The sequence below is a fragment of the Pseudoalteromonas luteoviolacea genome (genome assembly GCF_001696455.1).
In the GTDB taxonomy this organism is placed as follows: Bacteria; Pseudomonadota; Gammaproteobacteria; order Enterobacterales; family Alteromonadaceae; genus Pseudoalteromonas; species Pseudoalteromonas luteoviolacea_C.
The window spans coordinates 17,721-40,728 of the sequence record NZ_MAUJ01000015.1; the positions used below are offsets into that span (position 1 = coordinate 17,721).

Here is a 23,008-nt window from a genome sequence, read left to right on the forward strand (position 1 = left end):
TTGAGTAAAGTATGAATCGGGTTATTCCATTATTACTTTGCACACTGACACTGCCATTTGGCAGTGTCAGTGCCAGCCAAGACTGTGCTCGCTGGGGCGATTTTACAACGCTTGCAAATACCAAAATGACAACACTTAACATGCCGAGCCAAAATCGTTTGTCCGTATCAGGGCAATTGGTTTTTCGCCCGCTTATGCAAAGCGATAAGTTTTACTGGCTAGGCCTACAGCTTGCATCTGCAAAATTAACGCTAGATAATACTGATATACAAGCACGCTACTACAGTGTGCCATTTGCAGTAAAAATCGCAGCTCAGTCCGGGGACATACTAGCATATCACTTTGCCGCCAAGCTAAAGGCTGAGGACGAGCAAAAGCTGATCGCAATTTATCAACAATTTCATATCGAGCACTTGAAAAAGTATGACCTGCGAAACCCAAAAATTCTCGAAGAAAGTGATAATTTAGGTCGCTATAAAATTCAATACCAAAGGCTTGCGGACAACTCTATTCAAAAGCACAAGTTAAGCTACACAATGACGACTCAGGGAACGCAATTGTTTGCTTTCAAAAAGCCTGAAATCAAGCAGGATTCGTTTATTTTCACAACATCTGCATGCTGGGTAGAAAAGTTAAATGGATTCAACAATACCCGAGTGGAGAGTGATAAAGGCGATATCCGAATTGACGTTGCGCAATCGATTAAATTTGTAACAAAAGCACAGCCCATCGCAGCTGATATCTCTCTTATGTCTCTGCCTATGGACCCGCTTAAGTGGCCTCTTCTTTCTGCCGACAATGTCTACCCAAAACCTTTGCCAGTCCCACTGAGTAGTGCTGAGGTTTTCACGAATGTGCTGCTCAACAAAGACCTACATGCCTTGTCCAGCGCAGAATTGTTGCAACTATTGTACGATAACCAAATCTACCTTGCCTCATTGCACGCGCTTATCAAGCAACAGGCGTTTTCGGATAAGCAGCTCAGTCGACTGTTATTGATGATTGGCAAAAGCGATTCTGTATATGCTCATCAGCTTTTAGGGACGCTTTACTTAGATACCGAGCTAGACAAAAATCAGCGCTTTCGTAGCTTAATGGCGCTGAAATATGCAGAGCAACCGCTTAACCCAGCTTTAGTAGAACAGCTTTATGCGCATATTGACAATGAGGCGCTATCCAAAACCGATGTCAAACTCGCTCGCACAGCTTTAATGGTGATGGGCATCATTGCTAAAAACCAGTCTGGTAGTGTGTTTGCAGAGCAACTGACAGAGTCCTTGGCCGATAGGCTTGTCACTACACGAGATAAGCACAAGCAAGCCACATTGCTGAATGCGCTAGGTAATAGTGCAGACTCTGCACATCAAGAGCGCATTTCTAAGTTTTTAAACAACGGCGATGCCAACTTGCGTGCCACGGCTGCGCTGGCACTCTCAAAGATGCCCAATGATGTTAGCCTTGGGTACGTCGAAAAATCGCTAAAAATCGAGACTGATAATAAAGCGAAGCAGGCACTACTCTCTGCAATGGGTAATAACCAACTCAGTGAGTCCCAAGTAGATGACGTGCTGATATTTGCTCATAAGCAACAAGGCAACGAGGTCCGTGTTGCAGCAATCAACGCATTGGCCAAACAACGTGCTCATCATCAAGGTGTGATTGAAAAACTGAAACCCCTGCTAAGGCAAGAGCGCGATCAGCAGGTCCTCAAAGCACTTATGCAAGCCATTCACGGCAACAGATAACCAACTATGAGGGGCAAGCACAGCCCCTCTCTTCAAACCCGGCTAAACAGCCATACACGCCACATAAGGCTTATTCGAAAAGTTTAAATACCGGATAATGATTGTCTTGCCAGTAAAACTATCTCGTGGGTATAAACCTACAAGCTTTCGTTGGCATTTTAACCGCTTAGAAAACGCAGTACTCAGACACAACAGACTAAATTGCTTAGTTTGATTAAATGAAATTAATAAGAAATTTGGAAAAATTTGAGGGGTAAAACTGTATGAAATGGCGGAGTGGACGGGACTCGAACCCGCGACCCCCGGCGTGACAGGCCGGTATTCTAACCAACTGAACTACCACTCCGCGATAATTTTGTATTTCACTGACAAGGTGTGCTCCCTGACAGCGGCGTGAATAATACGAATGACCCCTTTCAGAGTCAACTATTTTTTTGAAAAAAACCGTATTTTTAGCGTTTAATGACGTTACTCGCTGAAAATTGCATCAGCTTGCCTATTCTGCAAGCAGGTTTGAGGCAAATTACCATAAAAACAACTCAGCTTAGAATTTACGCCATGCTGTGAGCTAATCAACTTTTGTCATCTGACATGGACAAACTGAGTACATCGCCAGAGTCTGAGCCCTCTGTCCCCGCTTTGTCCTCACCTTCACCTTCAGGTCCAAGCTCATCTAAGTCCATTGTTTGTTTCTTTTTCAAAAATGGAATAGAAGTGGGTAATGGAATAGAGAACTTCAATGGTTTATTTTGTACAAAGACTCGGATCACTAACCAGCCTAGTAGCAACACCAGCAAATTCCCAGCTACAACAATGGACACAATTAGCGCCGTATTTACTTCCGGTTCCTCTGGTTCCGGTGGGTTCATTAGCTCTTCTGGCGTAATAGGCTTCGTTAGCTCTGGCACTTTTTCAATGGGTCGTTCAATTTCAAAGTTGTAGTCTGGAATAGCCGCCATAAACTCACGTCCATTGATATTTTCACCAAATGCGGACAATTGCACACTGTAGCGACCCCAGTCGTAATTTTTAATTTTTAGCTGGCGGTAGAAACGTTCTTCTTCGTTTAAAGTGTAAACCTGCTCTTCCCCATTGGGGTAAAGTATTTTTCCTTGCAAAATGACGGTTTCTGGCTTGATTATTTCTCTATTGAGCTTGATCACCAACTCATGCTCAAACTCTTCGTCATCAGCTAACTGTAATTCAAAAGTAAAAGGCGGCTCAGCAATGACGATAGGATCTTTCACCACACGGCGTTTTAATATAGGGGTCTCTATAAAAAACTCAGGTTGCCATTCACCCGCAGGGAAAGTGAGCTTAAACTCACCGGTAAATACCCCATCTAACGGCCGCTCATCAAAGTCTCTGCCATCATCTTTAAAATCAGTGACACTTTGAGTCCCTGCACCAAAATTGGCGTATTCTTCATTATTGGTACTAACAAATTCAACAAATAAAGTGACGACATCGCGAAAATAACCCACATCAATGGGTTTACCGTCGTTGGTAACCTTGCCATTTACTTTGAGCATTTCGCCGCGGAACAACAAAGGAGGCAACGGATCGACGATTAATTCGATGTCCCCGAGGACCATAATACGGCTATCTCTTTTAATTTGACCCAGTACTTGCCAAGGTCCCGGCATAGGCTTATCAATGATAATTAAGTCATAGCTTATTTCGTCGAACCATTCTAATGACTCATCTTTAACGGCATGGATTGAATAGATTTTACTGCCATCCGGGCGCACTAACACCACAGCAGGCGCACCAGTAGCCCTGAAAAATAATAAGGTAATTTTGTCAACGTTGTGGTCAATACGAAAGCGGTTGTCTAACAGCGGGATCTCATTGGACACCCCATCGCGCTCTAGCAACGTAATATCAGGGGTTTCTGATAGAGCACTTAAACTGAATATAATGCTAAAAACCGCTATCCAAATTCGCATTGATGATTACCTCTTTATTGTTGCCATAAGCTTTGTCCACTTGCTTTATTGACAATTTCCATGCGTTCAGTGTGCGCCAGCTCTTCTTCTTCACTGGCGTAAAGCACACGTAGCGATGGCCTGTCAGCCCCTAGTCTGCGAATACCGCCACTACCAGCTTGCTGCTCGCCATCACTCTGTTGAGCCAGATTCAGCTTCTTCTGTCCGCCTGTCATTGCCAAGTAAACATCTGACAAAATCTCGGAATCCAGTAATGCGCCGTGCAGGGTTCGCTTTGAGTTGTCGATGTCATAGCGTCGACACAACGCATCTAGACTATTCTTCTGACCAGGATGCAAATCACGCGCCATCACAAGCGTATCAAGCACTTCACAAACGTCATCGGTCGCGGGATACCCTTGGTTTAACATCGCAAACTCATGATCCATAAAGCCCACATCGAACGGCGCGTTATGAATTACAAGCTCCGCGCCTTCAATATATTCAAGAAACTCTCGTGCTACTTGATGGAAAAAAGGTTTACCACGTAAAAACTCGTTAGTGATACCGTGAACATCAATGGCTTCTTCTTCAATATCTCGTTGCGGGTTTATATAAACATGAAAGTTGTTACCTGTAAGACGCCTGTTGATTAGTTCAACACACCCAATTTCAATGATCCTGTGCCCTGCTTTAGGGTCGATGCCGGTGGTTTCTGTATCCAGAACGATTTGACGCTTTACCATGATTTACGATCTCTAACATTCATTTCTCTGCTTAAGCCCCCATATTAACTCACTTTCGACTTTGTTACATGACCTATTCACAAATCCTTTCAGCGTCAAATTGCAAAACAATGCCGTTTTGAACCCACACCACCTTAGCTGTAAGTCACTAGGAAATCTGCTTTTCTACGTGAGCGACTTATAAAATATAGAACTTATTCAATTAATAGCGCTAGGTTAAAGCTCAAATCACTACTTGTTTTAGACACTTGCCTTACTTCAACAGCGAGAATGTTCTCTCGCTTTAAACGCACATCATTACCCAATTCAACTTCATACCAACTATGCTCTATCAGCGAGCCCGTGGCCAATTGTGCACTATCAAGACTTTCTGCGGGTAATAACTGCCGATGTACTTCCTGATTATTGAGAAAAACGCGTGCGCCATCATCGACCAATAAACGTAGTTTGAGAGGTTGTTTCGTGTGTATTTCTTCCCAACTAAATTTGTGTCGGAAATAATGAACCAAGATAGGCTGCCCCTGCGCCTCTTTCGCAACAACGGTGCGTTCATCCCCTTCACCATAGCCCAGCTGGCTTCGGCCACTTGGCCAATTTGAATCGTCAAACTCAATGCTTTTCCAATCTTCACAGGGCTTTTGGGGCAAATCATAATACGCCCACATCGAATTGGCTGGTATCAACATCTCGAGCGCTTTGACAGCAGTCGCGCCGACACACAACCCCAATAACAACGTAATTTTAAAAAGAACTTTCATATATTCAGTGCTTATCAGTGACGAATTCACACCATACCCAATTGATATTTATAAGTAAAAAAAACGATCCGTTTATATCAGGTTATATCAGCCTTTATCACCAGCAATATTTCACCTTTTAGGACAGAGTGATATTGAGCGACTTTTTGCTCTTTACATATATAACTAACAACAACACAGGTTCGAAAAAGATGAAAACAACAATTATGAAGCTCCTGATCTCATCCGGCTTAGTTTGTATCCCCATCGTGGGATTAGCCGCAAATTTAACGCGAGGCCCCTACTTGCAAATGATTGGAGAGGATCAGGTAACCATCCGCTGGAACACCGACGAGAATACCAAAACAAGCCTAAGCTACGGTAAATCACTCGATCAACTGCAACGCATTACTACGGACGACTTACCTAAAAAACAGCACGAAGTGACTATTAAAACATTGACACCCAATGAAAAATACTTTTATGCCATCTATGATGCTCAAACACTGCTGAGTGGCCAAGATGAACTGACTTACTTTCGCACCGCACCCATAAAGCACTCAACCCAAAAGACAAGAATATGGATACTGGGGGATCCGGGTCGAGCTGGTACAGATCCAGATACAAATGCACAGAAAATTGTTCGAGATGGGTATTTAAAGTTTTCTGGGGATCAAGCCCCTGATTTTTGGATGATGCTGGGCGATAACGCCTATAATGACGGCACAATCCTCGAATACGATAATGCCGTATTCAATCAATATCCCACCATATTAAAACAGTCCCCACTGTGGCCCATTATGGGTAACCACGATAATCGCTCTGCCGACGTTGATACTCAACAAGGCGGATTTTATGATCTGTTCACGCTTCCCACAGCCGGCCAAGCCGGTGGAGTAGCCTCGTCACACGAAGCTTACTACTCATTTGACTATGGCAATATACACGTCGTTGTTTTGAATTCATCAGACAGAGCGCATTATAAAGAGTCAGATGCGATGTTGAATTGGTTGAAACAGGATTTGGCTTCGAGCCGCAGCGAGTGGTTGATAGCCACTTTTCATCACCCCGTGTACGGAAAAAGTGGCCATGACTCTGATGAAGCAGAAAATATGATTTATATGCGTGAGCGCTTCTTACCCATACTTGAGGATCACGGCGTAGACTTAGTTATGGCAGGCCACAACCATTTCTACACACGGTCGGTGCTCATGGCCAACCACTACGGCATGTCGAGTACCTATGACCGTACAAAACACATCGTTCATGACGGTAGCGGTCAACAAGATAAAGAGGGGGCTTACACTAAACAGCGAGGTCAAAAAGGTGCTGTCTTTATTACTCACGGCGCTAGCGCAGGAAGCGGACGGGGTTACGCGAGACAAGTTCGGCCAGATGAAATTGTCGACGGAAAGCGACACCCCAGTGATTACATGTATGGTGGACGAGGATCTATCGTTTTGGACGTGGAGGATAACTCGCTCACAGCCAATGTAATTGGTCCACAAGGAGACATTGTCGATTACTTCACTTTGCGCCATACAGATGGGGATGAGCCCACAAATGTGCCACCAGAAGTAAAAATGCAGCTCCCCACTCAACTCACTTTACTTGAACCCGGCAACTTTTCTAGTGAGGGGTCCAGAGACAGTGATGGTCATATTGTCAATTACCTGTGGCAATTCGGCGACGGACACAGCAGCACTTTAGCCAACACGACCCATCACTATACTGAGGCTGGAGAGTATGCTGTTAGTCTGACGGTAACAGACAACCAAGGTGCCAGCGCCAGCACAAACAGCCGAGTTTCTGTCATCTCAAGTCCCGATACCCAGTTGCAAAATAATGTGCCCATTTCGGTATCAGGGCATGCTAAAGACGCTGCATATTTCTTCTATGAGGTAACGGATACGGCAAAACCTCTCACCATATCCATTGTGGGCGGGCAAGGTGATGCCGATCTGTATGTCAAAAAGGGCGAGCGACCGACCCAATCCACATTTGATTGTCGACCATACAAAAACGGTAATGCTGAGCGCTGTGAGATCGCAGAAACACAAGCAGGCCTTTACTTTATTATGATCTATGGTCATAAAGCTTTTTCAGAGGTTACCTTACTAGCAGTACAGGACCAAACTGCCGAACCAGCCCCCAGTGCAGATGCCAATGGCCCATATCACGCCACTTCTGGAAGCCCCGTCCAATTTAGTAGTTCGGGTAGCATTAACCCGGGAGTTGGAGCGCTCAATTACCACTGGCAATTTGGGGACGGCACCACCAGCACACAAGCTTCACCTTCTCATACTTATGCCACTTCAGGCCAATACGAGGTGACGCTCACGGTTTCGACATCTGAAGGTCTTAACGACTCAGACACAACCACAGCAAAAATTACCGAAGGTACAGAACTGGAAGATAGCTGCGCTCAAAATGCGACACCATACCGAGGTGGCAGGTTGGAATTACAGACAACTTATTGCCTCGATAATCTTAGCAGTGCGGGACAATTGCAATATCAAGTTTACATTGATGAGCAACAAGCTGGTAAGGACTTACTTATCTTCACAGGACACGGTGACGGTAATGCCGATTTGTATTATCGATATGCACAACGCCCAAACCAAGCACTGTGGGATGCTCGTAACAACGAACCCAGTAATAACGCCACATTACTTATTCAAGGTGTTAAAAAAGGTTGGCATTATATCCATGTTCGAACTGAGCAAGATTTTAATGGCGTATCTTTAAGATTATTAACCCAATAGAAATGCAAACCCAAAAAGGCTAACCCTCTGGTTAGCCTTATTCACCGCTTCAGATGGTTTAACCAACTGGTTTTTACCTGCGAATATGACACGTACAATCAATCGATTTAACGCTCACCGAAATGTAGTTTCACTCGTTGGCCTTGCGTATCAGCCCGCCAAAACACACCTTTGTCAATGAGCAGCAACTCACCTTTATGCCCTAATTTGATACTGCTATCTATGCCAATTACTTTTCCAAAATGGCGACTAACGACTTCTGAGTGTGAGGTATGTCCAACAATAAAGCGGCTGGCGTTAAAATACGCCAATATCTTTGATAACGCCTCCCTGTCGATGTTTGAGAAAAGTCCACGATACCAAATTGGCCCCTTTGTACCATGCAAATACCGCCCTAACTTAGAGCGCTTAGCCACACTAAGCTCGTCTGCAACGAGTTCTGCTCTAAAAACGCGGTTTATCTCTTTTAGTGACGCCTTGAAGCCTAAGATATTTGGATGAAATCCACCGTGCAAAAATAGGTTCTCATTTATTTTAATCACCACATTCTTACTTCTTAACCACTGCCCCAAAACGCTCTTCTTGGAGAACAGTTGTTCAAAAGGTGTCCCAATAAGTGACGCTGCTTTTAGGTATTTTTTGTGCAAATAGCGCAAATCGCCATTAAGCACCATAACCTCATGGTTTCCCAACAGAAAATGCACTCTCCCTCCATATTTCAAAGCTTCACCTTCTAGCCATTTTATATACCAAAGCGCTTCTGTCACCTGACTGCCACGGTCAAAAATATCACCGGTAATTACTAAATGTCCCTTACCGAATACCCAGCTCCCATTTTCATCAACAATTTTATTGGCCTTGAGAAGTTGTATCATGATGTCGTATTGACCATGAATATCACTTAAGGCAGCCACAGGAAACGCGCCCTCTATCTGGGAGACCTGAGGTGGGTTCGGGGTTAACTCTAACGCCATACGCTGGCCACAATATTCAATATGACTTTGCGCTTGCAAGTAAAATGAGCGCGCCTTACCGGCGCAAATTAGCTCGACTCGATAACCCTCATTTTCCGAGAAAACATAGGGCCCCTCGTTAAACATCGCCATGCTGTTCGCTGAAATAAATAAGCCAAAAAGCCCTAAAACTAGTTTCTTGTTGATATACATATTGCTCTCATGGTTAATAACGTGACTGAAATGAGTTAGAACTGCCGCCCACTGAACTTGACACATGCTTAAACTAGCAACTCAATAGCTTGGAAACCAGTATTTACCAGCCCCACACTGAAAATTAAAACCAATAAAAACAGTAAGATAAATTCGTATCAGGTTATATCAGGTAACATCACAAATAATTCGCTCAGTACGTTCCACATTTCATGACTTTTCAACTACTTTGCGTGTTCCCAAAAGCATATCTACGCACAAATATGATAAGGTTTAAGCTTGATTAATATCACACTTTCAACTGGTTATGATTCACCAAAGTAACGTTTTGCTCGATCACTTTAAAATTAACGATTGGGTTATCGATTGTAAAAGGCTCACAGCAACACGTGCACAAAAGCTGGTGCGCTTAGAACCTAAAGCCGCGCTCATTTTACAGTATATGGCAGCTCGCCCGGGTGAAATAATTACCAGAGAGGAACTGTTTAGCGCTTTTTGGCCAAATCAAGTGGTCACCGAAGATGCTTTAAATAGAGTGATATCCGCCCTCAGAAAAGCGTTGAATGATAGTTCCACTGAACCCCAATATATTGCCACAATCCGCAAGAGCGGCTATCGATTGGTTGCCGACGTAAAGCTTACTTCTCCCCCCAGGAGAAGCCCAAAAGCACGCTGGATTTTCAGTCTTATTTTTATGCTCAGCTGCCTCGTTTTTTTTGCAATCCTTAAGCTTGATGACTCGATTTTGGCTCAAAGCGCCATACCCAAACTGAATGGCGAATTTCAACGCCTTACTCATAGTCATCAATTAAAAGTAATGCCTCACCTCAGCGAGGATGCATCACAACTGGCGTACATCGAGCGGGATCACTCAGCAAATACCTTAGTTTTAATGTCGGTAAAAAGCGGAGATAAACTGCGCTTTAAAAAAAATAACATCGCATTTTCGTTTCCCGTGCCAGCACCACGATTGCACACAGCTTTTGCCATCGCCAATCTCCTTGGTGATCCCAAAAGTTACACCATTTCCTTAATTGATTTCGATAAGCGTAAAGTTAAGCCTATTTTTCAGTTAGAAAGTGAGAGCAATGGACTGAGCTATCATGCGCAAAGTAACACAATGGCGTTTACACAAAGGACCCAACATATTGTTAATCACAAAGTGTTTCTTTTTAATCCCTTGCTCGCTTCAAGTACGGTGTTATCTTCACCACCAAAAGGCTATTCAGACAGTCATCCTGTATTCTCTCCAGCAGGAAAGGAAGTCGCGTTTATCCGCACTAAATCACCAACCGAACACGCAATATTCACTGTGTCTCTGGATGGTAATGAAACACAACGAACGCCGTATCAAAACAGTATAACGGGACTTGACTGGTATAATCATTCAGAACTCATATTTACCAATGAACAGGGTGTATATTTACTGTCAGGATCTGGCGTACACACTCAGCTATTCTCACCAGTTTCAGATCAATACGTTGCAACCCCTCAAGTGGCGAGCAAAGCAGGTCAGCTTCTTCTGACTTTTCAACATGCCAACTCTATTGGTAAAGCCATAGACTTAACGGTTGGTCCTACAACTTATTCGCTCACACTATCAAACGGATCCGATAGCGAGTTTGCTATTAGCCCAGACGCAACGAGAATGCTGTTTGCTTCAACTCGCTTAGGTAAAAAAACGTTGTGGCTGCGGTACAATAATCAACTATCCAGTCTGGGTGACGTGCACTTTGATGAAATTTACGATTTGGCTTGGTCATCAAACAGTCAACTATTGGCTGCTGCCGTTAAAAAGAACAATCAATATGGGACGCTCATTTTCAATATCGCCACCCATAAATGGGATGTACACTGGCAGCAACATTTCCCACTGCATGTTATTGGATGGGATAAAAACAATCGAATATGGCACTCCAGTTTAAAAAATGGAACTTGGGAATTATCTCACTCGCTTCCTGCGCAAAATATAGAAACATGGCAACCCAAAATCAGTGTATATCAGGCAAGGTTTACACCTGACAAAAAGCGCCTTTTTTATATTGATGCGGTTCACCAAGCACTTTGGGAGTGGGACTTCACCGGTGCACCTCAAAAAATTGCGCTCCCATATAGTATGACGCTCAATCGGAATTGGGATATTGATTCAAGTGGTGTTTATTTTATATCGAAAGAAGGCGCGCTCAATTATTTCAATACAAACGACAGATCAATAAAGCAATTAATTGATACGCAGAACGCATTTACCCCCATACACCGGCCACAGTTGCGGTTATATGGGCTCATTGGCACCCAACAAGTGGTTTCTTATAATGATTTTTGGTTGTCCAACCTTCCTTGATTATCAAAATGCCTTTTAATTTGGCATACCGTTGGCTGCCGAACTTTGCTATGGTTAGCGATTATCTGCCCACACCTTATTAAACAGGCGAATTCGTGCAAAAAACCGTAGAGATTTATACCGATGGCTCATGTCTTGGCAATCCCGGACCCGGGGGTTATGGCATTTATTTAAGTTACCAAGGTCATGAGAAAAAACTGCAACAAGGCTACCAGCTAACCACCAACAACCGGATGGAAATGTTAGCGGCGATCGTCGCACTAGAAACCCTCACTCGCCCTTGCGAAGTCGTCCTGTATACAGATAGCCAATATGTAAAACAAGGCATAGAGTCTTGGCTTGCAAATTGGAAAAAACGTAACTGGAAAACAGCAGCCAAACAACCCGTGAAAAATGTCGATTTATGGCAACGTCTCGACAACGCATGCCAAAGACATCAAGTAGAATGGCGCTGGGTCAAGGGTCATGCAGGTAACAAGTATAACGAATTGGTGGATGACTTAGCGCGAGAGGCCGCATCGCAAAGTGAGCTATTGGAAGATAGCGGCTACATAGCCCAGCAATAACCTTATTAGTCCCGCGTGCGGCTGTGCTTCAGGCGTGCGCCTTTAACTGCAGGCGTCCACTTGGGCCTTGCATGCCACTTAGGTTTTATGGGAGTTAACGGTGCTACCCGCTTTCTTGCCACCAGCATGTATACACTCCCCATCGGTTTTAAATAATGTCGACAAAACCGACGCCAAGGCGCAAAGCGAGACAATCGTGACCCTCGAGCCAACGAAGCATGAATGAAACGCTCATCCGTTACAATTTCAAAACCGAGCAGATTCAACCAGTCTTTTACCCGAGAAGGCGTAAAAAATCGGCCTGACCAAGGAAGCTTTTCACCACTAAATGGCAACATATGCGCCAAGCCACATAAGCTAAATGGGTTAAAGCCAGTGATCACAATGTAACCTCCCGGGATCAAAGTGCGGTGCGCTTCTCGCAAAATGTGGTGGGGATCAGAATGATATTCCAAACAGTGAGACAAAATACAGGCATCAACACTGTGTTCATAAAATGGTAACTCGTCAATTTCAGCAATGACACCGGCATGAGGGGCACTAGGAGAAATACACACTTGATGGTCAATGGGGCTTTCTGACGTATCTAACTGCCCGCTCAAACACCCTAATTTAAGCATATGGTAACCAAACATACGCGGCAGCCATCTTGACATACGGCGCTCAATACCAACCCGCACGTACTCCCCGTGAGGAAAGTCTCCCCATGTTTGTGGTATGGGTCCTTGCTGAAAACTTAATGCTGGCTTCATCGTGTGCGCTCGTTATACTAGTTGACACCTTCACTTTATAGAGCAATGAGTTATGACGCAAGTTCATCCGATCAACGCATTTAACGATAACTACATTTGGGCCATTTGTGATGGGCAGACCCCAGATACTTGGGTTGTGGATCCGGGACAAAGTCATCCAGTGCTACAGTTTTTGCGCGAACAAAATCGACAGCTCTCAGGCATCTTAGTTACCCATCATCATTGGGATCACACAGATGGCATTGCTGAGTTATTATCACACTACCCTGACGTTCCTATTTACGGACCAAATGATTCCCCTTTTAAAGGTATCAGTCACTCATTATCTCAAGGAGATACCCTTACTATAGCAGGTGAATGCTATCGTATAATTAAAACTCCGGGCCATACTCTAGACCATATTTGTTATATCAATGACGTGAGAGCGTTTACTGGGGATACTTTATTCAGTGGAGGCTGTGGTCGGCTTTTTGAGGGTACCGCAGAACAAATGTGGCATTCATTGCAAGCACTATCGACGCTTCCTGACACGTGCGCCGTCTACTGTACGCACGAATACACACTCGCAAACTTAGATTTTGCCAACGCTGTAGAGCCAGATAATGATAACCTGCGAGCCTATACCCAATGGGCCAAAGCAAAACGACATCACGACCAAGCAACGCTTCCCTCAAGCATAGGTAATGAACGGGCTATCAATCCGTTTCTTAGAACGCATGATGAATCAATCTTAGCCAATTTACCTGAAGGCCTCAAAGGTCCCACCGAGACCCCATGGCAGGTATTTGCAAAACTCAGGCTATGGAAGGATCAGTTCTAACCGCTTGGCTTACACAAACATAAAGCCACTCACTTGGCGGTGCTAACTTATACAGTTCGCACCGTTTTAAGTATAAATTCATATCAGCTATTTACGTACTCATGCGAGCTGAATCCTTGTTGTGTTGTTGCGAACAACTTTTCAATTACGGCAGATAAGGGTAATATTGCCGGGTTTTTGCCCGACAAAAAGAGATTTATGAAAAAGTCATTTCTGATAATTGCGATTATGAGTTTGCTTGCTGGTTGTCAAACGACAACAGAGCAGGTCCAATCTCAGCAAGCCGAGTTTTTAGACCATGCAAGCCCTGCACAAATAAGCGAAGCATTGTCTCACGCTATTCAAGAACCCATTGAGGCCGATGAGCCGCCACCTGTTTTTGATGACGTCTGGGAACGCATCCGTTATCAGTTATCTATACCGGTGCCACAAAACCGCCCCGTAGTAACAGAAAGGAACTACTACCAGCGACATCAGTCCTATTTAGACCGAATTTCAAAGCGTGCAGAGCCGTATCTCTATTTTATCGTAGAAGAAGTCGAAAAGCGCGAGATGCCTATTGAGATTGCGCTCCTTCCTATTGTCGAAAGTGCATTTGACCCGTTTGGTTATTCACACCGAAGTGCGTCCGGCATTTGGCAATTTATGCCGCAAACTGGTGAACGTTTTGACTTAAAACAGAACTGGTGGTACGACGGCCGCAGGGACATTGTACAGTCAACGCGTGCAGCGTTGGACTATCTGACTTACCTTCATAAAACACTTGATGGTGACTGGTTGAACGCAATTGCTGCTTATAACTCTGGCGAGGGCAGAGTGATGAGGGCTATTCGTAAAAATCGCAAAAAGCATCTGCCAACCGATTTCTGGTCGCTAGACTTGCCAAGAGAGACCACCGCGTATGTACCTAAGCTGCTTGCACTCTCAGACTTATTGATGCGCCAAGATGAGTTTAAGGTTAAATGGAATAAGATTATTAATGCGCAGGTTGTCGATACTGTCGAAGTGGGTACTCAAATAGACTTAGCACTGGCTGCCGACATGGCAGAAATATCGCTAACAGAGTTATACCGTCTAAACCCTGGGTTTAACCGCTGGGCAACAGATCCTAAAGGACCTCACTCATTATTACTTCCCCTAGATAAGATTGCCCAGTTTAAAACAGCGCTTGCGAACACACCAATGCAAGAACGCTTGCGCTGGCAATACTACACAGTAAATAAGGGAGATAGCCTCTCTGTTATTGCAAAAAAGTTTGATACAAATACCAGCGCAATAAGAACGCTCAACAAGCTTAAAGGCAATATCATTCGAGTAGGCCAACAGTTACTTGTCCCACTCAGTGAAGGTGAACTTAAAAGTGAACACTTACCAACATCTGTTAGAAAGGTTGCCAACAAAACCGAGCAAAGTAAGAAAGTGCATACAGTGAAAAGTGGTGACACACTGTGGGATATCAGCCGTGAATATGATGTCACAATTAAACAATTAGCTGCTTGGAATAAACTCAAACCAAGCTCGGTGCTTAAACTGGGCCAAAAGCTGACGATTTACAAAACACAGCAACAAAATAAGACCGCTGGTTTGCAAAATAAAGAGCGCACGATTACTTATAAAGTTCGCAAAGGCGATTCATTGGCAAGAATTGCCAATAAGTTCAATGTGTCAATCAAAGACATCGTGAAGTGGAATTCTCTGGCTGGTCAAAAGTACTTACACCCTGGGCAAAAATTAAAGCTCAAGGTCAATGTACAAACAACCTAATGCAAAAAAGGCCACGTAGCATAAACGTGGCCTTTTTTATCAGAACGCTTTTTAAATTTACAGTGCCGCTAACCAGCTCTGAAGCCAAGGCTCCACAGGCTCCCAAGGCTCAAAATACTCCCCGGCGTCTACATCCAGCCTCGGTTGTGGTAATTTTGCATTAAGTTCTCTTACCAGTGCATCAATTTGACGCCCCGCTCCGCAATAGGTTTCTCCGTAACTGCTATCCCCTAAAGCCACCACACCGACTTGTTTATTTGTCAACATGGGTAACTGCGCTTGCATCTGTAAAAACAAAGGAAACAAACCATCAGGAATATCTCCTTGACCAGTTGTAGAAGAGACAAAAAGCACATGCTGCGCAGCTTTCAAACTGTCCAAAGTAGGGGGTTCTGCGATATTCGCTTGATGCCCCTGCGCATTAATATGTGACTGTATTTGAGTCGCTAAGTTTTCCGCATTGCCGTAGACACTGCCTACAAATAGCGTAATTGACGCCATTATTGATAATCCTTCTCTGTTGTTGGCCAACCTAGCTGACGGCAAATACTGAGCATGTCATCACCTAAATTAGCGCGAATTAAAATAGGTTGCTTCGTGTAAGGATGTATAAACTTTAGCTCAGTTGCAAACAACATGAGACGCTGAAGCTGAAAATGATCACGGAAAAAATGGTTATGCTTATTATCACCGTGATTTACATCACCAATGATTGGGGTCGATAAATGATTCAGATGACGGCGGATCTGGTGCTTACGACCTGTTTTTGGAAAGCACTCGACCAGCGAATAACGTATGCTTGGATATTTACCAAAAGGTATATCAAGAGTTGCTCGGTGCAGACAACGTACCATTGTTTGGGCTTCCTGCGGGGCCTTATCTTGATCGGCAAACTTGTCGGCTATTTTGTCCAGTTGCTCTTTTAAAGGTTTATCGACAAAGACCTCGTCCTTACTAAACCCCCTCACCAATGCCAAATAGCGCTTATCGACTGTACCTTCAATAAACAACTGGTTGATGTCTCTAGCCGCCTCAGAGCTTAACGCGAATAACAATACACCGCTGGTTGGCCTATCTAAGCGATGCACTGGGAAAACATGCTGCCCCAACTGATCACGCAGCATTTGCATTGCAAACTGTGTTTCGCGCTTATCGAGAAAAGAGCGATGGACTAACAACCCAGAAGGCTTGTTGATGGCAACATAATTGTCATCTTGGTAAATAATCTCTAGCACGATTTCTCCCCACCAGCTGAAATAACGGTATCTATTTCATTTAACTTAGAAAAAAGAGCTTGTTGCTGAGGATGGTCTGCAAAGGCGACCTCTGCCATAGGTGCAATGGCAATGTTAGTCGGGAGAGATTGACCTGCTTGTATCATCTGTTGAATTTTTGGAATAAAGACAAATTGCAGCCACTGTTCAAAACGCAAAGTATCGCAACAAAAAGGCTGTGTGGACGCGAGTGCTTGCGCTTCCACAGGCTCTGCTTGCCAAAGTTTAGCTTGTTGTAATTGGCTTTCTAACTCAGCAAGATGCTGTAAAACTTGTTGGCTCACGGGAACCTCTCTTTTTCGTGTTATCCAAACGACCATTATACCATTGTGGACCAACAAGAGCATTTAACTTAGGAAGTTCAGGCAGGCCTTACTACAGGGCTTAAATACCGTTATAATCGCCGGCAAAGCAATTTTAAGTGAGTATAAAATGACGGCGCAAATTTCAACATTAGGCGAGCTATTAACATCAGCAGGCACTCAGTGGCGTGCTTATGATATCGGTCGTCGAATTACCAAGATAGACAAAAAACAATTTGCTCAAATTGAAAATACCCAGGTGCCGTACCCTTACCCACTGGGCAATCATGCATTAATTGCGATTCAATTTTGGGATAACCAAGCCACACAAGACCCTTATGTGTGGTTTCTCAAATTTCCACTAGACGAACAAAGTAAATTAGTCATTGCTAGTCGAGATCATTTTGCTTCCATGGTATTAGAAGCATTAGGTACGCAGCTAACGGGTGAAGCAGCCCAAGGGAAACTTGATAATAACCCTTATGTATATACACCCAACGCAAATAAGCTTGCCGCATTTAATGCACTTATGAAGTGTGAGTTAAAACGCCCTGCTTCTCAATATTATGAAACTGTAGAACAATATTTTACAAACAGTGCACGCCAAGACTGGCAAAACATTGCTTTACAAGGGCTTGCGGATTTTGCAATGCGTCTGGAGCATGGCGACAATCAATCCAACTTGATTGCCCGTTGGTCAAATCTGCCCGAACAAGTGCAAAGTCCATTAGCAGCAATGTTAGAACATGTTGCCATTTCAACTGAGCTGGCAGAGCATTTACAAACACAGCTATGCCAACATATTTCCCAACAAGATTTGAATGGCAGTATCAACTGCTTTAGGGCTATGTCGGGCAGCCATGGACTTGGCTTGATAGCACAGTCAGTGGATCACCTTCTGAACTCAGAACTTGCTGATCAGGCTGACGTTTTACTTACCATTGCAGGAAGAGGCTGGGAAACACTAACAGAGCCCGAGCGCCTTTACACATTTATGGATAAAGCTGCTCACAATATTCAAATTGATGGACTTTTTGAAAGTATTTTCACCGATTTAGTTGCAATTCCGATTCTCCGTCCACATGTATTAGGATTATTGAGAGCGCAAAATCGAAGCGACACACTTTCTAGAGCAATTGGTAGGCTATTTTCATAAATGACAACACTTTGGCTTTTTATACTCACCCTTACGGTTTGTGGTTTCTTTTGGTATAGTAGAGAGATCGCAGAAGCAGCCCGTGAACACGCAGCACAACAATGCGAAAAACTTAATGTACAACTGTTAAGTGTTGCGTGCCAGAAACGGCGTGTTGGCGTGCTTAAAAATGGCAAGCTGGGAATAAAAAGCCAATTTTTATTTGAGTTTAGCTCAGATAGAGATACAGCGTACAAAGGAACTTTGTACCTAGAAAATCAACTATTAGTCAAAATAGATGTACCTCCACACAGAATAGTGGAGTGATATTTATGAATACAAGTATTTCGGATTGGGAACCTGCTTAAAAAACTAAGGCGTAACCCTGTTTGTCACGCCCCAATCCGACGAATTCCCTTGGAGGTATCCACTACCTCTGCCTACAACATCACAGCAAGCCGCCAATTTTCATCTTCCCCTGAACGGGTATACATCCAATACACCCGATTATCCTCCATGCCTTCATCCTCAGTACATCCTGCACTGTTGTCCACTTCACACATCCTAGCGCGTTGTTCCAATTTACCAAGCATATCCTATGCCCGTACATCCGTTGTATTGCGGCTATGCCGCTCCTATGACATTCCCTATGTCCGCACATCCTGTGCTATATCCTCTGCCTTCTTGACTCCTCTTCACCTATTCCTTCGGCGCTCCTAATCCACTGACATTTCCTATGTCCGCACATCCTGTGCCAATATCCTTTGCCCCCTTGGCTCCTCTTCACCTATTCCTTCGGCGCTCCTAATCCACTGACATTTCCTATGTCTGCACATCCTGTGCTATATCCTTTGCCTTCTTGGCTCCTCTTCACCTTTTCCTTCGGCGCTCCTAATCCTCTGACATTTCCTATGTCTGCACATCCTGTGCTATATCCTTTGCCTTCTTGGCTCCTCTTCACCTTTTCCTTCGGTGCTCCTAATTCCCTGACACTTCCTATGTCTGCACATCCTGTGCTATGTCCTGCCGACTTGGCTCCTCTTCACCTGTTCCTTTGGCGCTCCGAACTTCCCGTGTATATCTGTATCCTACCCGCCTTCCTAGCGATTCAATCCTTTTTGAGTCCGTTCACCTTTCAACACGAATAAGTTTAAGCGAATTAATCTCAATAAATAGGAGATATTCTCAATTAAAGTTATTAAAAATTACTGAAATAAAACACAAAAACAAATTAAAACAATGACTTAAAAAACAAGTTAAGCCTAAAACAGGGCATACTTCCCATTAAAACTCACATCTATGTAGGAAAAGTCTCACAGTGCTTTTTCCAATTTGTCAGTGCGGTGCTTAAACAGCAATTCACCAGATGCTGATTTAAACACCAATTGCTCAATAAGCTGATAACCATGGGCCTCAAAAAAATTGACTTGGTTGCCCTTTGTGACAAATACAGCAAGCCCTGACGCTTCATGATTTTCATTAATTAATGTATCTAATGCACACAGCAAATGATGGCCATAGCCTAGCCCCTGGTAATGTGGGTCCACCGCGATAAATGATAAGAAGTAATAACTTTCGTACTCACTCAATTTGGATTTTATCGTACGTTCCTTTTCTAACAATTGCTGCGTCTGTAACCTCCCTGCCGCCATCATCAATCTCAATCGCCAGTTCCACCCCCGTGAGGCATCAATTTCAGATTGCGATATAAATACACATGCTACTGCCACCAAATTATCCGCTATATACACCCCAATTATGGGTTGCCCCGCTTTACTGAAACTAGACAACTCCTCTCTGATCAAGGCGCGTAATTTCGATTCAAACTTGCTGGCATTTGGCTCATCCAAAATATTAATAAGTAAAGGGTCTTCGTGATACGCTTGGTAAAGCAGGCTCGCTGCCACATGAATATCTTCAGGCGCTAAATATTTAACACTAATTTGCGTGTCGGGTAATTGTTCTTCTATTGTTGTCATGTCTATATCCCTGTCACAATTTGATTAGGTTTCGCGGATTTTTCACAAGGTAAATGCTTTCACACTATAAAGTCCGTCTGCTTCTACTATAGTTGTTGTATATTTCTTGTTCAATGAGACCTATATGGATACCAGCTACCACTCTTTAAAATCTTTATTTTCCCAATTAGGGTTAGAGAATAGTGATGAGCACATCTCACAATTTATCGATTGCAATAAGTTACAAAGCCACATCCTTATCAAAGACGCACCTTTTTGGAATGAAGGACAGAAAAACTTTATTGAGGAGTCTCTCAATGAGGATGCAGATTGGAGTGAGGTTATTGATGAACTCGATGCATTACTTCGATAAATACTGGCGAACTAAATCGTAAAAACAAACGACTGAGCCTGTTCTTTAAGCCATTTGGTAATCAGCTTAAAGATGGTAAACTGATTTTTATTTTTTGGTAGTTTGTTATGCACCCAGCTGTTCAAAAAGCCATCCGAACGTTAGTGTCGGAAGGCAAAACACCAACCGTTGCCACTGTTAAGTCTAAGTTGACATCATCGGTGCCCATGCCTGTGATTATTACCGCATTAACCTCATATAAAAATGCACCCGACTCAATTGATCATGATGTGCCTGAACAAGACGCTTCAGAACCGGATGCACTCTCTCAGCTCGATAGAATTGAAGCAAAGCTTGATAAATTATTGGCCATTTTAGAAGAGCGTAAGTAGCATGTTTGTCGTTGATCTCACTTTTGACTGCTACCAAGATACAACGTTGGATATGGCTGAACAGGCAATAAACCGCTTAGTTAATGCGCTTCGCTTTAACGGTCAAATTATCGGTGATGAATTTCCCACAGTATTGAAAGATGGTTACTTCATCACCCGTGTTATGTGCCCTTTAGAAGACTCTTTACACCCGCTGCACCACAGCCCTTTTGTTAAGCACGCAGTTGAACAGCTGCAACAAGCCGGACTACTTGCCCCCAAGGTTAAAGTAATTGGCCAAGATATTCATGCAAATGGTGCGGACCAATGTCAGTCTCCATCGAGCTACATACTTTACACAACGTATGTGCACACTTGCAGCCCACTCTATTGTGGAGATGACTTTTTGCCAGTCCCGTTATATAACATTCCTGCAATCGCCAATGGCGATTATAAAGCATTGATAAAATGGCAAGAAGACTGGCAAGCATGTGATCAAATACAGATCAATGGTGCAACACGCTGCGAATTTGCGGCGTTAGAAGAAATCAGCAGCCTTTCAAGTGACCTGACACGTCGTGGACTAGATTTAAGTAAACGTATTCGTTACCTAACCAATAAGCCCGTTTACTATTACTTATATCGGGTTGGTGGCGCAAACGTTGAAGCAGAACGCCAAAGAAAATGCCCAAGCTGCGATGGAGATTGGGCATTAGACGAGCCTTGGTTTGGCATTTTTGATTTTAAATGCGAAAACTGCCAGCTCGTATCGAATATTTCATGGGATTTTCAGTAATTAAAAACTTAGGCTTTTAATAAACTCCTCTAAACTAGCCGCCAGCACATGATGCGGTGGCTTGCCTACATACTCTAAACAGACCTCACCCGTTTTTAGTTTAACTGTTATCAATAGGTCTTCTTTTTCAGTTAGTCCAATGAATACCGTGTCATCTTGTTTTAATCGACGCTTCATCAACACATGGCCTGTGATATTCTGTTGTAGGTTGATAAAGTCCTCGTCATTCCACACTTGCAATAGCTCAACGTCATTACCATCAAACTGAGTCAGAATATTCCCGCCAAACATCACACCATAAAATGCATGTAGCGCAGCTGGAAATTCAGTTTCAAGTGCCTTGGCCAAGTCATCTAAGTTTTGCGTAGGGGTCCTAGATATTGCCTGCCATTGAATTTGCCCCTGCGCATCAGGCTGACCTATTTCACATGGACTTGGGTAGTCAGCGTCGTGCTGAATCAGCGGTAGATGCCCTAGGTTTTGTTGGGTTGACGACGCATATCGTTTGTGGAGTGCCGCCATTAAGTTTGTAACTGAAGCCATACTGCCAATCTCATTTTAATTCGCTATAATTCGGGCCATTGTAACCACTATTGGTGAAACATGACAGATTACAACAATGCACCTGAGCTAAAAGCATCAGTGTTAGGTAAAACAACCGAATATGCATCTCAATATGATGCAACTCTTTTACATCCAATTGCTCGTAAGTTAAATCGAGATCAAATTTCAGTAGATGAAAAAAAGCTGCCTTTTTTTGGTGAAGACACTTGGACAGGGTATGAGTTATCTTGGCTAAACAGTAAAGGGAAACCGCAAGTTGCCGTGGCTACATTTACGTTTCCATGCCAAAGTTCTCATATTATTGAGTCAAAATCATTTAAGCTGTATCTCAATAGTTTTAACCAAACACGCTTTGACTCGCAGCAAACGGTACAGCAGCATCTGAGTGAAGACCTCAGTGCCGCAGCACAATGCCAAGTCATCGTAAAGCTTTACGGACCGGATGAATATAACTGTCTTCCATTTACATCACTGCCAGGTACGTGCATTGATGACTTAGATATTGAGGTAGATACTTATAGCCCTTCTGAGGGTATGCTAAGCACTGCAAGTGATGAATGTGTAAATGAAACCCTTTATAGTCACCTGCTAAAGTCAAATTGCCTTATCACTTCACAGCCAGATTGGGCGAGCATTGTGATCAGCTATGAGGGCAATAAGGTGTGTCGCGAGTCTCTATTAAAATACTTAATTTCATTTCGAGACCATAATGAATTTCATGAACAATGCGTAGAGCGGATTTTCTGCGACATTAAGCGAGCATTGAACCCAAGTAAACTAGAAGTTTATGCACGTTACACACGCCGTGGTGGTCTGGATATCAACCCATTTCGTTCAACAGAGCAAGACACCACCAGCTTTAATATTCGCGTAAACCGCCAATAATAGAGTCAATTTAATAGGTGCCGTATCACACGGCACTTTTC

At 43.6% G+C, this 23,008-nt stretch carries 23 protein-coding genes and 1 tRNA gene; 12 read left to right on the forward strand and 12 right to left on the reverse strand.

What is annotated here, in order from left to right:
• Positions 1–11: 11 nt before the first annotated feature.
• Complete coding sequence (locus A7985_RS23450; protein WP_065792845.1) at positions 12–1,745, forward strand: HEAT repeat domain-containing protein; 1,734 nt, start codon at positions 12–14, stop codon at positions 1,743–1,745.
• Between the two features lie 269 nt (positions 1,746–2,014).
• Here A7985_RS23450 and A7985_RS23455 read toward each other — a convergent pair.
• From A7985_RS23455 to A7985_RS23470, 4 genes are all read right to left on the reverse strand, one after another.
• Positions 2,015–2,091: transfer RNA gene (locus A7985_RS23455), tRNA-Asp, on the reverse strand.
• 226 nt (positions 2,092–2,317) lie between these two features.
• Positions 2,318–3,694, reverse strand: coding sequence for a TIGR03503 family protein (locus A7985_RS23460; RefSeq protein ID WP_065792846.1), 1,377 nt, complete (start codon positions 3,692–3,694; stop codon positions 2,318–2,320).
• A 14-nt stretch (positions 3,695–3,708) separates the two neighbouring features.
• A complete protein-coding gene (dnaQ, locus tag A7985_RS23465) occupies positions 3,709–4,419 on the reverse strand; it encodes a DNA polymerase III subunit epsilon (protein WP_065792847.1) in 711 nt (236 codons plus the stop codon).
• A gap of 194 nt (positions 4,420–4,613) precedes the next feature.
• Positions 4,614–5,177, reverse strand: coding sequence for a hypothetical protein (locus A7985_RS23470; protein ID WP_065792848.1), 564 nt, complete (start codon positions 5,175–5,177; stop codon positions 4,614–4,616).
• A gap of 191 nt (positions 5,178–5,368) precedes the next feature.
• Between A7985_RS23470 and A7985_RS27095 the strand changes: the two genes are divergently transcribed.
• Positions 5,369–7,921: a PKD domain-containing protein gene (locus A7985_RS27095; RefSeq protein WP_065792849.1), complete on the forward strand. Its 2,553-nt coding sequence runs from the start codon at positions 5,369–5,371 to the stop codon at positions 7,919–7,921.
• Positions 7,922–8,028: 107 nt separating this feature from the next.
• On the opposite strand, the gene A7985_RS23480 is transcribed toward A7985_RS27095, so the two are convergent.
• A complete protein-coding gene (locus A7985_RS23480; protein ID WP_065792850.1) occupies positions 8,029–9,087 on the reverse strand; it encodes a metallophosphoesterase in 1,059 nt (352 codons plus the stop codon).
• 328 nt (positions 9,088–9,415) lie between these two features.
• Here A7985_RS23480 and A7985_RS23485 point away from each other — a divergent pair, with 328 nt between their 5' ends.
• Both A7985_RS23485 and rnhA read left to right on the forward strand, forming a co-directional pair.
• The gene (locus A7985_RS23485) at positions 9,416–11,428 is read left to right on the forward strand and encodes a winged helix-turn-helix domain-containing protein (protein WP_176716797.1); all 2,013 of its coding nucleotides are present in this window, start codon (positions 9,416–9,418) and stop codon (positions 11,426–11,428) included.
• A gap of 95 nt (positions 11,429–11,523) precedes the next feature.
• Entirely contained in the window at positions 11,524–11,994 is a 471-nt protein-coding gene (gene rnhA / locus A7985_RS23490; protein WP_065792852.1) for a ribonuclease HI, read from the forward strand.
• A gap of 5 nt (positions 11,995–11,999) precedes the next feature.
• On the opposite strand, the gene A7985_RS23495 is transcribed toward rnhA, so the two are convergent.
• Positions 12,000–12,746: a class I SAM-dependent methyltransferase gene (locus tag A7985_RS23495; protein WP_065792853.1), complete on the reverse strand. Its 747-nt coding sequence runs from the start codon at positions 12,744–12,746 to the stop codon at positions 12,000–12,002.
• Positions 12,747–12,798: 52 nt separating this feature from the next.
• Here A7985_RS23495 and gloB point away from each other — a divergent pair, with 52 nt between their 5' ends.
• Positions 12,799–13,566, forward strand: a complete 768-nt coding sequence (gene gloB / locus A7985_RS23500) for a hydroxyacylglutathione hydrolase (RefSeq protein ID WP_065792854.1) — start codon at positions 12,799–12,801, stop codon at positions 13,564–13,566.
• A 198-nt stretch (positions 13,567–13,764) separates the two neighbouring features.
• Positions 13,765–15,330 (forward strand): lytic transglycosylase, encoded by a 1,566-nt coding sequence (locus tag A7985_RS23505; RefSeq protein WP_065792855.1) that lies wholly within the window; start codon positions 13,765–13,767, stop codon positions 15,328–15,330.
• A 57-nt stretch (positions 15,331–15,387) separates the two neighbouring features.
• Here A7985_RS23505 and A7985_RS23510 read toward each other — a convergent pair whose 3' ends face one another.
• The 3 genes from A7985_RS23510 to A7985_RS23520 are packed head-to-tail and all read right to left on the reverse strand — an operon-like array spanning position 15,388 to position 16,888.
• Positions 15,388–15,831, reverse strand: coding sequence for a flavodoxin domain-containing protein (locus tag A7985_RS23510; RefSeq protein WP_065792856.1), 444 nt, complete (start codon positions 15,829–15,831; stop codon positions 15,388–15,390).
• Positions 15,831–16,565, reverse strand: coding sequence for a tRNA pseudouridine(65) synthase TruC (gene truC, locus A7985_RS23515; protein ID WP_065792857.1), 735 nt, complete (start codon positions 16,563–16,565; stop codon positions 15,831–15,833). Before truC ends, A7985_RS23510 begins: the two co-directional genes overlap by 1 nt.
• Positions 16,559–16,888 (reverse strand): YqcC family protein, encoded by a 330-nt coding sequence (locus A7985_RS23520; RefSeq protein ID WP_256096842.1) that lies wholly within the window; start codon positions 16,886–16,888, stop codon positions 16,559–16,561. Before A7985_RS23520 ends, truC begins: the two co-directional genes overlap by 7 nt.
• Positions 16,889–17,036: 148 nt before the next feature.
• On the opposite strand from A7985_RS23520, the gene A7985_RS23525 reads away from it, so the two are divergent.
• Both A7985_RS23525 and A7985_RS23530 read left to right on the forward strand, forming a co-directional pair.
• Positions 17,037–18,062, forward strand: coding sequence for a DUF3549 family protein (locus tag A7985_RS23525; RefSeq protein WP_065792859.1), 1,026 nt, complete (start codon positions 17,037–17,039; stop codon positions 18,060–18,062).
• Entirely contained in the window at positions 18,063–18,368 is a 306-nt protein-coding gene (locus A7985_RS23530) for a DUF3301 domain-containing protein (RefSeq protein WP_065792860.1), read from the forward strand.
• Between the two features lie 113 nt (positions 18,369–18,481).
• Here A7985_RS23530 and A7985_RS26655 read toward each other — a convergent pair whose 3' ends face one another.
• Both A7985_RS26655 and A7985_RS23535 read right to left on the reverse strand, forming a co-directional pair.
• On the reverse strand, positions 18,482–18,634 hold the full coding sequence (locus tag A7985_RS26655) for a hypothetical protein (RefSeq protein ID WP_176716798.1): 153 nt from the start codon (positions 18,632–18,634) through the stop codon (positions 18,482–18,484).
• A 720-nt stretch (positions 18,635–19,354) separates the two neighbouring features.
• A complete protein-coding gene (locus A7985_RS23535; protein WP_065792861.1) occupies positions 19,355–20,020 on the reverse strand; it encodes a GNAT family N-acetyltransferase in 666 nt (221 codons plus the stop codon).
• 124 nt (positions 20,021–20,144) lie between these two features.
• On the opposite strand from A7985_RS23535, the gene A7985_RS23540 reads away from it, so the two are divergent.
• The 3 genes from A7985_RS23540 to A7985_RS23550 all read left to right on the forward strand — a co-directional run bounded on the left by A7985_RS23540 (position 20,145) and on the right by A7985_RS23550 (position 21,518).
• Entirely contained in the window at positions 20,145–20,372 is a 228-nt protein-coding gene (locus A7985_RS23540; protein ID WP_065792862.1) for a DUF2789 domain-containing protein, read from the forward strand.
• Between the two features lie 107 nt (positions 20,373–20,479).
• Entirely contained in the window at positions 20,480–20,743 is a 264-nt protein-coding gene (locus A7985_RS23545) for a hypothetical protein (RefSeq protein WP_065792863.1), read from the forward strand.
• Between the two features lies 1 nt (position 20,744).
• Complete coding sequence (locus tag A7985_RS23550; RefSeq protein ID WP_065792864.1) at positions 20,745–21,518, forward strand: Zn-ribbon-containing protein; 774 nt, start codon at positions 20,745–20,747, stop codon at positions 21,516–21,518.
• Here A7985_RS23550 and syd read toward each other — a convergent pair whose 3' ends face one another.
• A complete protein-coding gene (syd, locus tag A7985_RS23555) occupies positions 21,519–22,061 on the reverse strand; it encodes a SecY-interacting protein (RefSeq protein ID WP_065792865.1) in 543 nt (180 codons plus the stop codon).
• Positions 22,062–22,121: 60 nt separating this feature from the next.
• Here syd and queF point away from each other — a divergent pair, with 60 nt between their 5' ends.
• Positions 22,122–22,967 carry an NADPH-dependent 7-cyano-7-deazaguanine reductase QueF gene (gene queF / locus A7985_RS23560; protein WP_065792866.1) on the forward strand — a complete coding sequence of 282 codons (846 nt, stop codon included), beginning with the start codon at positions 22,122–22,124 and terminating at the stop codon, positions 22,965–22,967.
• Positions 22,968–23,008 lie beyond the last annotated feature (41 nt).